Raw genomic sequence first — 13,404 nt, 5'->3', positions numbered from 1 at the left:
AAACCCGATTCAGCCTTTGAATCGGGTTTAACTTTGCTAAAATTTATTTATCGCCATAAGGATCGATCGTTTGAATCGTTCCATCTTCATTATATTTTAATTCCGTAAACTTCACAGAACGTTTATGGTTCACGCCGCCGGACATCGAGCAGTCATGATAGAACAAATACCACTTATCTTTGAATTGAACAATCGAATGATGGGTTGTCCAGCCGCTGACAGGTGTAAGAATCGTGCCTTTATATACAAATGGCCCCTGTGGATTCTCACTGACAGCGTAAACTATTTTATGAGTCGTGCCGGTAGAATAAGAAAGATAATAAAGACCATTGTACTTATGAACCCATGGTCCCTCAAAATATCTGCGGTCTTCGTCACCTGCAAGAATCGGATTGCCCTCTTCATCAATGATGGAGATTTCCTGTGGTTCCCCTTTGAAGTTCAGCATATCATCGGTTAATTCAGCAACGATTGGTCCTAAAGCAGGTTCTGTCGGTGCCGGGCCTTCAGCATCAGAAATGAACTCGCCTGTCTGCCACTTTTCTAGCTGTCCTCCCCAGAGGCCGCCAAAATAAACATAAGCTTTGTCATCTTCAACTAACACCGCTGGGTCAATGCTGAAGCTGCCAGGAATATAATTTGGCTCAGGTTTGAAAGGGCCCGCAGGACTTTCGCTTGTCGCCACACCGATTCTGAAGATCCCATCTTGATCTCTTGCAGGGAAAAATAAATAATATTTGTTGTTTTTATAAGCAGCATCCGGGGCCCATAGCTGCTTGCTTGCCCAAGGGATGTCTTTCAGATGAAGCACTTCCCCGTGGTCGATACATGGAGCATCGGCATCTTCCATCGAAAGGACGTGGTAATCCTCCATTTTATACTGGTCACCATTATCATTCGAAGGCTCATCATGATCAAGGTCATGCGAAGGATAAATATAAAGCTTCCCTTCAAAAACATGCGCGGAAGGATCTGCCGTAAAAATATGCGTAACCAAAGGGTCATTCTGCCTAGAATTTTTCACACTGATAACCTCCATGTTCATATTATGATCTATTTTAAATTATAAACGAAATCTATCCCCTTTGTATACCGATTAAACTAACTTTTCGGGACATAGGGACAGTTCTCTTGTCCCAAAGTCTGTGAGCAACTTCCAGCTTTCGATTGAAACTCTTATATTGTAACTTCTTCTTTCTGTTCTAAAGAGGAATAGCAGGCATTAATGACACGCATATTTTGGATGGTCTTTTCCGCCGGATAGATTAGGGGTTTCTTTTCAAGAATCGCTTCGGAAAGATGATCTACCTCGAGTAAATAAATATCCCCCTCCACCAGCTCAGTCCGTTGCTGGCCGTTCGATTCAACCGTAACCAGTCCAACATCGCCGTTCACGTCCGGACGGAAAGCGCGGGGTACGAAAATCCTTCCTTTTGTTCCTACTACCTCATATTCCTGTCTGAAGGATGCCTCAAAGCTGCAATCAAAAACTCCCTGAATCATCCCCCTGTCAAATTCCAGATAAGCCACAGCCGAAACATCCACACCTGTATCTGGATCGAGATTACCATGTGCATGAACTTTCACAGGTTCAGCTCCTAAAATATGCCGCATGCTATGGATACAATAACAGCCAACATCATAAATGCTGCCCCCGCCCAAGCTTTTATCCATGCGGATGTTCGTCTCACGGTCCTCCATGTAAAAAGAGAAGCTGCTTCGCATCAGTTTTACCTCGCCAATTTCTCCAGACGCGATGATCTCCTTGACACGGTCATGCTGAGGATGAAATTGATACATAAAAGCTTCCATAAATAAAACATTCTCTTTCTTGCAGTGCCTGTCCATTTCGATCATTTCCTCAGCTGCTAAAGCAGCCGGCTTTTCACATAGAATGTGCTTACCATGTTTGGCTGCTTCGAGAACCCATTTACGGTGAAGGCTGTTAGGCAGAGGAATATAGACAGCATCGATTTTCGGGTCAAGCAGAAGCTCTTCGTATGTATCATATACTCTTGGAATATTCAGCTTCGCCGCCACCTCTGCCGCTTTGCCACTAGAGCTAGCAATCGCACCAACCTCTGCTAAAGCCGATCTTTGAATCGCAGGAATGACTTGTGTTTGGGCAATGTTAGCGGTACTTAAAATTCCCCATTTGATTTTTTTCACCACAAAATACCTCCAATTATTATTCTTCCATGAATTACAATGTATTTTTTGTTTTACTTTTTCAGGGTGAGCCAAAAGCGCCTGTGTCAAAAGGAAAAAATATATCTTCCTTTTGACACAGGCGCTAATATAGCTGCTATTAAATTACTCTCTCTAATACCTTCTAAAAAACAAAGGTATTATCCCTTAACAGAACCGCCAAGCAAACCTTTTTCAATTTTTTCTTGAGCCAATACGAATGTAATAATTACCGGTACACTTGCGAGAACAAGAGCCGACATCAGACCAGGTATATTGACTGAGAACTCCCCATAGAACTTTTGAAGACCGATTGGCAGTGTCATTTTTTCCGGACTTTGTATTAAAATCAATGCGAAGATAAATTCGTTCCAAATATGAACAAAGTTATAGATAACGACTGTGGAAATCGCAGGCTTAATATTAGGAAAAATAACCTTCGAAAAGATGATCCAATGTCCCGCGCCATCAACCTTTGCCGCTTCTTCAAGCTCTGCCGGTATTTCGCTCATGAATTGAGTGAAGATGAAAACGGAGATTGGCAAGGCAAACGCAACGTACGGCCCAAGGAGCGCGAGTAATTTATCATAGAAGCCGAGATCGTTGGTCATGACAAAGATTGGAATCAAAGTAGCATGGATTGGCACCATCATACCGATGATGAACAGAGTGAAAATTGATTTGTTCAGGCGGAATTTAAGCCTGCTCAGTGGGTAACTCGCAAGCGCTGCTATAAGAACAACCAATGTAACTGATAACACAGTAATGATTATGCTATTTAGGAAATAGCTGTTTAAGCCCATGTCAAAAACAGAAGTATACTGTTCTAAAGTAAATGAACCAGGTAATACTGAGAACGGGTTGGTAAAAAACTCGTTCATGCTTTTAAATGATGTGCTTATCATGTAAACGAACGGATAGCCTGCAAATAATGCGATGATTGCTGCCAGGACATATAGCAATGAAGTTTTTGTAAGTTCTAATGGCCTCATGATATACCCCTTTTTCTTTTCTGGATTGAATCTATAACCTGGATAATGACTACGCTGATTAATGCTATAACGAACATCATTGCGGCTATTGTACTTCCATAACCCATCCTGAAATTAACAAAGGTCTCTTCGTACATGAATGTACCCAGGATGGATGTCGAGGTTCCTGCCCCGCTTCCGGACATGACATAGAAAAGGTCAAACGTCTTAAGGGAACCGACAACCGCTAGAACAGAAGAACTGATCAGCATTGGTATTAACGAAGGGAGCGTCACATAGAAGAACTTTTGAATGTCATTCGCTCCATCCATTCCGGCTGCTTCATAAAGTTCCTCAGGAATACCTACTAATGCTGCCTTAAATAGAATCATATAAAAAGGTGCAAATTGCCATGCCATAACAATCAAAATTGCAATCAATGCAGAAGGACTTTCTGCAAGCCAGTTGATTGATTCCACTCCGATTGCATTCAACGCCATGTTAATAGGGCCGTTAGTTGGGTCGAACATGAAGACCCATAACAAACCTACTGCAACCGTCGACATGAGATATGGAAGGAAGAAGATGACACTAAGGAGTCTTTGTCCTTTAATTTTGCTGTTTAAGACCAACGCCATCATCAGTCCGAGCGGAATCTGAACAAACACAGAAACACCAACAAGATAGAAATTATTTTTCAAGGATTGCCAAAAAGTAGGATCGGAGAATAGCTCCGAATAATTCGCAAAACCAACAAACGCTTTTTCTGCTTCTATACCATTCCATTCATGAAAACTGTATATAAAAGTGGAAAGGATGGGATAGAGGATAAAGAGAGTGTATACGAACAATGCCAGAAACATAAACGATAGAATGGCCAGCGTTTGTTTCCTTTTTTCTTTTCTTTTGACTGTTGTTATGTCAATTATAGGTAATTTACTTACTTCCGCTGCAGCTTTCATGGGTATCCCCCCTCCTGATGTCTTTATTGAGGCCACTATTAAAGGAGATCGCGGTGCAGAAGTATACAGCATCCTTTAAAAGTGCCTTAAAGATAAACCGGAGAAAGGCTAGGAATCTAGCCTTCTCACATTATTGTTTGTTTATTTTTTCTCTAGTTCCGCAGCCTTCTTCTCCATCGCATCTGCAGCTTCTTGAGGAGTCATGGTTTTGCCGAACAATTTGAATGTTGTTTCTTTATGAAGCTGTGCAAGCTCTGGTGACAATGTTTGGTCATACGGGAACTGAATGGAATTCGCATCGTTGATCCAGTTAGTGAATGTTTTTACGTATTCATCCTTCGGCTCAACCCCTTTAATGGCAACAGGAGTTCCAGACATATCTGCATAATCCGTTCCTGTTTCGACGCTTGTCAATTCGTTGATCAGTTCAAGTGCAAGTTCTTGCTGTTTGCTGCTTTTAGAGATAGACCACACCGGAGAAACACCAGCGCTGATATTTGTTGGGTCTCCTTTTCCATCTTCTAATGCCGGGAACTGGAACACACCCATTTTATCTTCAAACTCAGGGAATTCATCGCGGACGTTGTTAACAAAACCTGAAGTCATAAGCATCATTGCTGCTTTGTTGGTATACATCATTTGACGCGCTGATCCTGCATCATATGGAAGGCCGTTAAATCCTGGGTTAAATGCGTCCCGATCAACCAAATCCTGAATCATTTCTCCAGCTTTAACATAAGCCTCGTCTGCGAAGCTTCCGCCATCCCGGTTGTAAGCCTTTTGGAATACTTCTTCCCCCCCAATGCGGTCAGCTAAATACATCAGGTAAAAAGCTCCTGGCCATTGCGGCTGGTTTGCCAGCGCAATTGGATAAACATCGGCTTTCTTCAAAGTTTCTGCTGCGGCAAGGAATTCATTGTAAGTCTTCGGAACTTCAATTCCGTTATTTTTAAAAATTTCCTTGTTATAGAAGAACTGATACGTTGCAATCCCCAATGGCAGCCCATAAACTTTGTCATCATAAGTGGAATTCTTCAATGCAACATCTACAAATCTTGAATAATCAATATCTTCATTTGTCAGGTCTACAAGTTTTCCGGAATCCGCAAATTCTTGCAGATAGCCTCCACCCCATGTCGCAAAAACATCAGGTGCGTTTTTGCCAGCCATTGCAACAACTAGACGCTGCTTGTATTTATCATTAGGTATCAAAAGTGGCTTTACCGTTACATTTGGATGTTCTTTTTCAAAACGCTCAATTGCCTTCAGGTAAACTTGTTCCCTTGTCCCCGGGTCAAAGTGCCATAGGTTAAGTGTTACTTTTTCTCCTGACTCCTTAGATGACTCCCCTTCTGAAGACGTCTTTTCATCTCCGCAAGCGGCTAGCAAAGATACCACTACTGCCATAACCAAAGCCATCAAAACTTTAAATTTCTTCATAATTCCCCCACCCTTTCCGATTTCCTATTATTTTTGCTCGTTAGCTTGAATTTCCCTATAGTCAAAATAGTCAAAGTCTGCAAACTTTTTTTGCCCGCTTAAATCCTGTGCAGCCAGACCAACGAATGTCCCGGTAAACCTCAATACCTCCTGGCCCTCATCCGAAAGGTGGCTGAAATCGATTGGGTTCCCAACTTTTTTCCATTCACCTTGTTTTTCAGAATAATAGAATTGAACCCAGTTTTCTTTGATTTCTGCTTTAAGCTTGCATGCACCCTTGTCCTGCAACTTGTTGTCTTCACTGAGTAGCTCATCGTATTTCCCATATTTCGATTGGATGATTCCCAAGCATTTCCCTTTTTCTTCTTCTTGAGTTACACGTAGATATACGTAATCCTCTGTATCATAATAGAGAATCAATCCGGCCATTTGCTGGAAGTTTTCCGGCTCAAATTCAATCGAAGTCTCAACTTCAGCATGGAAGTTTTCAAGCCTTCTAGCTATCAAGCTTTGACGGTGCCGTGAACTCAGGGATTCACCGCCAATTAAACGCAGATAACCAGGTCGCTCCGTCAATGAAATCCATTCCTCCGAAAAAGGTCTGCGAAGTGAACTCCAATATAGTTTGTATGTTGGATAAACAAAGTGGTCATGCGTATCCTCATTTTCGAAAAGAAAGGGTTCCAGTTTACTCGGAGCAGGTACAATCTTTTTAGGTTCGTTGCCTCCTCCCTCAATCCTTAACCAGCCATCCTCTGACCAATAGCACTTCTGGATTGCGGTTTCACGTCCTAATATGCATTTTTGATCCGCAACCGGTCTTCCCACTAAGTGTGCAATATACCATTCGCCGTGTTGTGTTTCGACCAGGCAGGCATGTCCTGCTTTTTGCAGCTCATTTTTGGGTTTGGCAGTTAACATTGGATTCTGCGGATCTACTTCGTACGGGCCAAATAATGATGTAGAACGGGCCATTGTCACTGCATGATTGTATCCAGTGCCGCCTTCCGCGGTCATAAGATAGTAGTATCCACTCTTTTTATAAATATGGGAAGCCTCTGTAAACTCCAGCTCTGTTCCTTTAAAAATATTATGAATCGGACCGACCATTTTCTTTTGTTCAAGTGAAAACTCTTGCAGGACAATACCGCCGACCGGACTTTTACCTTTCCGATGATCGTAAAGCCTATTAGAAATCCACTTCCTGCCGTCGTCATCATGAAAAAGTGATGGATCAAAACCGCTGCTATTAATGTAAATAGGTTCGGACCATGGGCCCTCGATATTTTCCGAAACGGTTAGATAGTTATGGGTATCCCGGTAAGCCCCTCTCCTTGTTTTTACATCTGTGTAAAGAAGATAGAACAAACCATTATCATACGTAAGGCAGGGTGCCCAAATGCCTCCTGAATCTGGGTTGCCTACCATATCCAGTTGAGAGGTGCGAGTTAATGGATGCGGCAGCTGCCTCCAATTTATCATGTCCTTTGAATGGAAAAGCTGTACACCGGGAAACCATTCAAAAGTGGACGTCGCAATATAGTAATCATCACCTACTCTTAAAATTGAAGGGTCTGGATTAAATCCGGGCAATACTGGATTCATTATTTGACTCATTGACAACCACCCTTTTTAAATTTGATTAAAACGGCCCAAGGACCAGACTATCCCAACTTTAAAATAAATTCAGAAATCCATTTATGCTAAAGTTTTGATTTTAATAAAATCCAGAAAAGCAGCCAAAATCAGATAAGCTGATGTAGCTCCCGGATCTTGCACACCGAGGGACCTTTCACCAAGACGGCTTGAGCGGCCAATTTTTGAAATCAGGTTCGTTGTAGATTTCATTCCTTTTTCAGCTTCAATTACCGCCTCGCTAAACACTTCTGCAAAATTCCGGGTGCCTCCCGCGTTAGCTTGCAAGACAATCAGTGCTGGTTCCAATGTATCAATCATCGTCTTATCGCCGACTTTAGCTTGCCCTCTTTCCTTAACCCCGTTAATGAAGGCAATCCAATATTCTTCAAGATCTCGGTCTGTCAGTTCTGACTTTTGAGAAGCTACTTTCCCCCCTCTAAGGAAACCTGTTGCATACAGAGGGCCCACTGAAGAACCTACCGCATTAAGGAAAGTCATCCCGATGGTTGAACTGACCTTACCACAGTCACTCTCGTTTGCTAGCTCATTGTTCAGCTTTTGATTGACTGCCTGCCAGCCAATTGACATTGTTACACCATGGTCGCCATCACCTAATTTACGGTCAAGCTCACAAAGGTAGTCTTTTTCTTTTTCAATCATTTCGGTCACTGATTTAAAATAATCAATAAAATCTGCTGTTGTAATATGCATTTCCCCTTTAAATCCTCCTTACTTTTGAACGAACATCGGACAATCTGCCGGGTGGTCCAGCAACGTTTTCAATTCGTTGTCCAGTTTTGTAATTGTAATTGAACATCCGCCCATTTCGAGTGATGTAATATAATCACCAACGTAGGAACGATAGATTTTAATGCCTTTTTCTCTTAAAATTTGCTCTGCTCTTCTAAACATAATGTAAAGTTCCATACGAGGAGTGGAGCCTAAGCCATTCACAAGAACAGCTACCTCTTCACCTTCATTAAGAGGGATATCCTCCAGTATTGCTGCCACGAGTTCATCTGTTACAACATCAGCTTGTTGCAGCTTTGCCTTCCTTATTCCCGGTTCTCCGTGATGACCCAGGCCGATTTCCATTTCATCATCGCCTATTTCAAAACTAGGCTTGCCTGTTTGAGGCAAGGAACACGGAGTCAATCCAACACCCATTGAACGCGTATGATCATTAGTTTTCCTCGCAATCCTTGCAACCTCTTCAAGGCTGTATCCAAGATCAGCTGCTGCACCGGCCGTTTTGAATACAAACAATTCCCCCGCAATCCCGCGACGGCGATGTTTTTCTTCCTTTGGAGCGGAAGCAACATCATCAGAACCTAAAACCATTTCTACTTTTATGCCTTCCATTTCTGCGAGCTCGGCTGCCATACCGAAGTTCATAACGTCACCTGCATAGTTGCCGTACAAGTAAACGACACCGGCCCCCTTATCGATTGCCTTGGTGACTTCGAGTATGGGTGCTGGCGGAGGCGATGCGAAAATGTTACCAACCGCTACACCGTCCGCCATGCCGTCCCCAACATATCCCAAAAAACCCGGTTCATGGCCTGAACCCCCTCCGATTAGTACACCAACCTTACCTTCACGGGTAGTCCTGGAAGTGACTAATGCACGATCATTTTCAGGCAGGACTCTTATGTAGTTGGAATGAGCTTTAAGAAACCCATCTAGCATTTCTTCGACTACGTAAGTCGGATTGTTAATCAGCTTTTTCACTTGAACTGCTCCTTCCTAATAAAACTCTGACTCTAAAACTGAAAATCTATTAGGTTTATTCTAAAATCGGGTACAATTCTTTTCTTACAAACTTCCCTATTTCGGCAATAGTTTCTGTTGTTTTTAACTGAGCTTCCGGGGTTTCTTCTTCCACCATAATCCAGCCCTTATATCCTCCATCTTTTAGAACTCTTACACAGCCTGCAAAGTCAATATCACCTTCACCCATTTTCCTCCACTCGCAATTATTTGATGCATCCTTGAAGTGCACGTGTTTAATGAGCGGAAGATATTCCTTAAAAATTTCCACAGCATCCATACCACCAAATGTGATATGGCCAACATCCGGAGTGTATCCCATATACTTGGGATTCAGTCCTTCCAACAGCACTTTATAGTCTTCCTCAAATCTCCAATAGGAAGTTTTATATGAAATAGGATGCATAGAGGTGGTAATGCCATTTTCATAGGCACGCTTTCCCAGCTCGTTCATACCCTGGATAATTTCTTTTTGCCTTTGCACTAAATTATCTCGGTTGGGTCCAACCCTGGAAGGGACATTCATAATGGCACCTGGAAAATGTTTCAGGAAATTTATGTAGTAGTCAGCTTTTTCTCTTTCTTCCCCAGATTCCCTTCCCCCTTCAAAAGCCATCGGCAGGGTTAAGGCAGCTAATTCCAGGCCTCTCTTTTCCAATTCCCCTTTAAGCCGTTCAGGTTCTTCCCTGTATCTCCCCAGCAGGGTAACTTGCATATCAAGGCCTTTGAAACCACCATTTTTAATATCATCCATAATTTTATCCAGCATATCTGCTTCGATATCATAATCCAGCATCCAAGTGGATCCCTGGCATCCAAATTTAATGCCCATCGCTATTCTCCTCCCTACAATCAGTGAATTGAACACGCTTTCAATATTTTTAATATTCAAGTACTTATTTATGATTTTAATCATTTACTATCATTCAGTCAACCTTTTTCTAAAGTTGAAAAGAGTTCGATAACTTTCAATAAAAAATGAAAACAAAAAATAATAATTTTATTCATAATGGTTGATAACAATCATTAAATCACTTAATATTTAACTGGGTATCCCTAAAGTAAAAGGATGGAGAAATTTATGAAAATGTTTGTTACCGAAAGAAGAAACAAAATACTAGAATTACTAAATGAGAGACAGCGTATGACCGTGCAGGAGCTCGCAGCCAGTCTTGGAGTTTCGGAAGCTACCTTGCGATCCGATCTTAATAAGATGGAGAAAGAAGGACATCTGACCAGGACACACGGTGGCGCTATTCTTAATGATTTAAAAGGAAATGAAACCAGTTTTTCTGCCAGAGTCAAAAAAAATCAGAAAGAAAAATTATTAATCGCAGAAAAAGCTTTTAGTTTTATCGAAAAAGAACAATGCATTTTATTAGATGCAAGCTCAACTGCTCTTGCATTTGCCGAATTCCTAAAAGATAAGCACATCCGCCTTACTGTAGTAACTAGTAGCGTGAAAACGGCCATGGAATTAAATGAAAACCCGAATATTACAGTCATCCTAATAGGCGGAATGATGACAAAGGGTTCCTCTTCCATCGAAGGAATAATGGGTTCCAGTATTCTTGATCAGTTAAATATCGATATTATGTTCACATCGGCTAATGGATTCACTCCTGAAACAGGATTAAGCGATTTTAATTTATATGAGGTTCAGTTGAAGCGAGAAATGGTGAATAAGGCCAAGATGGTCATTGCATTGATTGACCATACAAAAATAGGATTTAACTCAAGTGCAGTCTTTGCAAAAGCCCACCAAATCCACACCATTATTACGGATATGGAATTAAATGAGGATCTCATGAGCCACCCATCAATGAAAGACATTCAAATAATCGTAACTTCCTATTAATAAGAAGTCCAAAAATTCACAGTCACTTTTAGCAGAAGCATATATTTCCCAATTGCCTATAGAGAATCATTTAATTAGGGGAGCATGAAGTAGTTTTCCTTCACCTTTAGTAATCGATGAAGGTTTGTCTTAGTTATCCCACGCTCCCTTTATTATCAATTACAACGATTCCCTGTAGCGTCCTTTTCTAATTGACCTAAAAAGGATTGTTCCTTTTCGATAATTTTACTGACTTTCCTTTCGGATCCCCCTGTCCAATGAGATTTCAGGAAAGCTTCCACGACTTTCTTTCCAACTTCGACTCCAATAATTTGAGCACCCATAGTAATAATTTGAGCATTGTTGCTTAGCTGAGCTCTTTCTGCGGAATATGTATCATGAGTCAGCGCTGCTCGGATACCAGGGTACTTCCCTGCCGCAATTGCTACTCCAATCCCAGTCCCACAAATCAAGATTCCCCGGTCAATCTTGCCATCAATGATAGCATTAGCTACCTCAAATGCAATGTCAGGATAATCAATCGGATCCTTTGAATCGCATCCATAATCCACTAACACATGTTCAGTATTTTCTATGAATCTTTTAATCTCCTCTTTAAATTCATATCCATTGTGATCACTTCCAATACCTATTCGCAAAACGTTTACCCCTTTCACTTGATTATCGTTTACAAAGCAATATTATTATATATTTTCGTTTTATTCAAGAAAACCTTCATTTATTTTCATTTATAACTAAAAATATTATTAAACAACTATACAAAACCTCTTTTTCCTTTCATTACATTTCATTTTTCATTTTTATTTTTATCATTTTATGTACAACTCGAAAAATTTGAACTAAAATAAAATTAAAATATGATAATTGGAGGAATAATTATGAAAGTAGGTTTTATCGGATTAGGTATCATGGGAAAGCCAATGGCTAAAAACATCATTCATAAAGGGTTCGAAACGTATCTTTACGATTTAAACAATGAGGTAATCCAGGAATTGGAGAAGGCTGGAGGTCATGGCTGCGATTCTGTAAAACAAGTTTCTGAAAAATCGGATGTCATCTTCACCATGCTTCCAGCTGCAAAACACGTTCAGCAAGTGCTGTTTTCCGAAGAAGGCGTAGCCGCAAGCGCAAAACCAAACACGATTGTCATCGATATGAGCTCCGTATCCTCAGATGATTCCCAATCCTTTGCAAAGGGGCTTAAAGAGTATGGAATTTCATTTCTTGATGCACCTGTTAGCGGCGGTGAACCCATGGCAATTGAAGGAACACTTTCAATCATGGTTGGCGGTGATGAGGCAGTCTTCAATAGCGCATTACCTGTATTCCAATGTATGGGTAAGAATGTTGTCTACGTTGGCGGAAGCGGTGCTGGGTCTATTGCGAAGCTGGCGAATCAAATCATGGTGAGCATCCATCTAGCAGCTTTATCTGAGGCAGCTGTTTTTGCAAGCAAGGCTGGCATTGACATGGAAAGGTTATATCAAGCCATTCGTGGAGGGTTGGCTGGCAGTGCAGTAATGGATGCTAAAATGCCAAAAATTATTGCAAGGGATTTTGAGCCAGGCGGCAGGATTGAAATTAACTTCAAAGATTTAAATAATGTGAAGGAAACTGCAAATTCATTAGGCGTTCCACTACCTTTAACCACTCAGGTTCGTGAAATTTTCAGCTCTCAGGTTGCGAATGGCAACGCAACAAAGGACCATTCCCATATCATTGACTTTTTTGAAAAAATGGCCAATCACCAGATTCCAAAGAGCAATAACCTTTAATTCGTTAATGGAAGTGGAGGATGAATGAGATGTTAAATTCCTTCCTTTTAATTGGACAATCCAATATGGCAGGCAGAGGCCAAATAGGCGACGTTGAACCAATTGACAATAACGAGATTTATATGTTTCGAGACGGTGAATGGGCCACAGCGAAAGAACCTTTACATACGGATCCTTTGGGGTTGGCAGGGATTGGTTTAGGCATGAGCTTTGCCGACGCTTTGCAAAAGAAGTACCATAAACCAATCGGACTAATTCCCTGCGCGGTTGGCGGCAGTTCTTTATCCCAATGGCAAAAAGGCGAAACGCTTTATGTAAATGCACTAGAGCAAGCAAGTCAAGCTTTAAAAAGCAGCAATTTAAAAGGAATCCTATGGCACCAGGGAGAAACTGACTCAGATCAGTTGGCTTCAGCACAGACTTATAGGAACAGATTCCTGGTCTTTATTGATTCCTTACAAGAAGACTTAGGAATATCCAAGACACCAATCATCCTTGGGGAGTTAGGAGAATTTTTACAGCAATATGAGGAATGTACCTATTATGAAACGATAAACGATGTTCTAAAGGAAATCACGAATACTCATAGTCTCTTTTCATTCGTGCCATCAACAGGCTTAACCCATAAAGGAGATTTCCTTCATTTCGACTCCTGTTCACTGCGTGAGTTCGGAAGTCGGTTTGCTCATGTTTGGGAAATCGCCAGCCAGAGACTAGGAGTTTCATTAGATTAGACAGAAAGACTCTACTCAGTTTCAAATAAAGGTAAAGCTATTGTTCAAGACGGACATAGACAGTTTTTG

General features: G+C 41.3%; 13 protein-coding genes. 3 read left to right on the top strand and 10 right to left on the bottom strand.

Annotated features, from left to right (window positions below):
• Positions 1–43: 43 nt before the first annotated feature.
• The 9 genes from TY49_RS21100 to TY49_RS21060 all read right to left on the bottom strand — a co-directional run bounded on the left by TY49_RS21100 (position 44) and on the right by TY49_RS21060 (position 9,800).
• The gene (locus TY49_RS21100; protein ID WP_232310496.1) at positions 44–1,024 is read right to left on the bottom strand and encodes a glycoside hydrolase family 43 protein; all 981 of its coding nucleotides are present in this window, start codon (positions 1,022–1,024) and stop codon (positions 44–46) included.
• Between the two features lie 152 nt (positions 1,025–1,176).
• The gene (locus tag TY49_RS21095) at positions 1,177–2,169 is read right to left on the bottom strand and encodes a Gfo/Idh/MocA family protein (RefSeq protein WP_369390578.1); all 993 of its coding nucleotides are present in this window, start codon (positions 2,167–2,169) and stop codon (positions 1,177–1,179) included.
• Between the two features lie 179 nt (positions 2,170–2,348).
• Positions 2,349–3,179 (bottom strand): carbohydrate ABC transporter permease, encoded by an 831-nt coding sequence (locus tag TY49_RS21090; RefSeq protein ID WP_041967865.1) that lies wholly within the window; start codon positions 3,177–3,179, stop codon positions 2,349–2,351.
• Complete coding sequence (locus TY49_RS21085; RefSeq protein ID WP_041967864.1) at positions 3,176–4,120, bottom strand: carbohydrate ABC transporter permease; 945 nt, start codon at positions 4,118–4,120, stop codon at positions 3,176–3,178. Before TY49_RS21085 ends, TY49_RS21090 begins: the two co-directional genes overlap by 4 nt.
• Before the next feature lie 141 nt (positions 4,121–4,261).
• Positions 4,262–5,560 (bottom strand): extracellular solute-binding protein, encoded by a 1,299-nt coding sequence (locus TY49_RS21080; RefSeq protein ID WP_041967863.1) that lies wholly within the window; start codon positions 5,558–5,560, stop codon positions 4,262–4,264.
• Positions 5,561–5,587: 27 nt separating this feature from the next.
• A complete protein-coding gene (locus tag TY49_RS21075) occupies positions 5,588–7,177 on the bottom strand; it encodes a glycoside hydrolase family 43 protein (RefSeq protein WP_041967862.1) in 1,590 nt (529 codons plus the stop codon).
• Positions 7,178–7,258: 81 nt separating this feature from the next.
• The gene (gene dhaL, locus TY49_RS21070; protein WP_041967861.1) at positions 7,259–7,909 is read right to left on the bottom strand and encodes a dihydroxyacetone kinase subunit DhaL; all 651 of its coding nucleotides are present in this window, start codon (positions 7,907–7,909) and stop codon (positions 7,259–7,261) included.
• An 18-nt stretch (positions 7,910–7,927) separates the two neighbouring features.
• A complete protein-coding gene (locus TY49_RS21065; RefSeq protein WP_041967860.1) occupies positions 7,928–8,929 on the bottom strand; it encodes a dihydroxyacetone kinase subunit DhaK in 1,002 nt (333 codons plus the stop codon).
• A gap of 55 nt (positions 8,930–8,984) precedes the next feature.
• Positions 8,985–9,800, bottom strand: a complete 816-nt coding sequence (locus TY49_RS21060; protein WP_052442261.1) for a sugar phosphate isomerase/epimerase family protein — start codon at positions 9,798–9,800, stop codon at positions 8,985–8,987.
• A gap of 249 nt (positions 9,801–10,049) precedes the next feature.
• On the opposite strand from TY49_RS21060, the gene TY49_RS21055 reads away from it, so the two are divergent.
• Entirely contained in the window at positions 10,050–10,826 is a 777-nt protein-coding gene (locus tag TY49_RS21055) for a DeoR/GlpR family DNA-binding transcription regulator (RefSeq protein WP_041967859.1), read from the top strand.
• A gap of 155 nt (positions 10,827–10,981) precedes the next feature.
• On the opposite strand, the gene rpiB is transcribed toward TY49_RS21055, so the two are convergent.
• Positions 10,982–11,464, bottom strand: coding sequence for a ribose 5-phosphate isomerase B (gene rpiB, locus TY49_RS21050; protein ID WP_041967858.1), 483 nt, complete (start codon positions 11,462–11,464; stop codon positions 10,982–10,984).
• A 240-nt stretch (positions 11,465–11,704) separates the two neighbouring features.
• Between rpiB and TY49_RS21045 the strand changes: the two genes are divergently transcribed.
• Both TY49_RS21045 and TY49_RS21040 read left to right on the top strand, forming a co-directional pair.
• Positions 11,705–12,601 (top strand): 2-hydroxy-3-oxopropionate reductase, encoded by an 897-nt coding sequence (locus tag TY49_RS21045; protein ID WP_041967857.1) that lies wholly within the window; start codon positions 11,705–11,707, stop codon positions 12,599–12,601.
• A gap of 29 nt (positions 12,602–12,630) precedes the next feature.
• Entirely contained in the window at positions 12,631–13,335 is a 705-nt protein-coding gene (locus tag TY49_RS21040; protein WP_052442260.1) for a sialate O-acetylesterase, read from the top strand.
• Positions 13,336–13,404 lie beyond the last annotated feature (69 nt).

The organism is Mesobacillus selenatarsenatis SF-1, assembly GCF_000813125.1.
Lineage (GTDB): Bacteria > Bacillota > Bacilli > Bacillales > Cytobacillaceae > Mesobacillus > Mesobacillus selenatarsenatis.
The sequence above is the reverse complement of the archived record's forward strand: the minus strand, read 5'-3'. Positions and strand labels throughout refer to the sequence as shown.

Bases quoted from the DNA above. Each gene is read 5' to 3' on its own strand.
- TY49_RS21040 (WP_052442260.1), top strand. From the start codon at position 12,631: ATGTTAAATTCCTTCCTTTTAATTGGACAATCCAATATGGCAGGCAGA.
- TY49_RS21055 (WP_041967859.1), top strand. From the start codon at position 10,050: ATGAAAATGTTTGTTACCGAAAGAAGAAACAAAATACTAGAATTACTA.
- TY49_RS21080 (WP_041967863.1), bottom strand. From the start codon at position 5,560: ATGAAGAAATTTAAAGTTTTGATGGCTTTGGTTATGGCAGTAGTGGTA.
- TY49_RS21085 (WP_041967864.1), bottom strand. From the start codon at position 4,120: ATGAAAGCTGCAGCGGAAGTAAGTAAATTACCTATAATTGACATAACA.
- TY49_RS21060 (WP_052442261.1), bottom strand. From the start codon at position 9,800: ATGGGCATTAAATTTGGATGCCAGGGATCCACTTGGATGCTGGATTAT.
- dhaL (WP_041967861.1), bottom strand. From the start codon at position 7,909: ATGCATATTACAACAGCAGATTTTATTGATTATTTTAAATCAGTGACC.
- TY49_RS21045 (WP_041967857.1), top strand. From the start codon at position 11,705: ATGAAAGTAGGTTTTATCGGATTAGGTATCATGGGAAAGCCAATGGCT.
- TY49_RS21075 (WP_041967862.1), bottom strand. From the start codon at position 7,177: ATGAGTCAAATAATGAATCCAGTATTGCCCGGATTTAATCCAGACCCT.
- TY49_RS21090 (WP_041967865.1), bottom strand. From the start codon at position 3,179: ATGAGGCCATTAGAACTTACAAAAACTTCATTGCTATATGTCCTGGCA.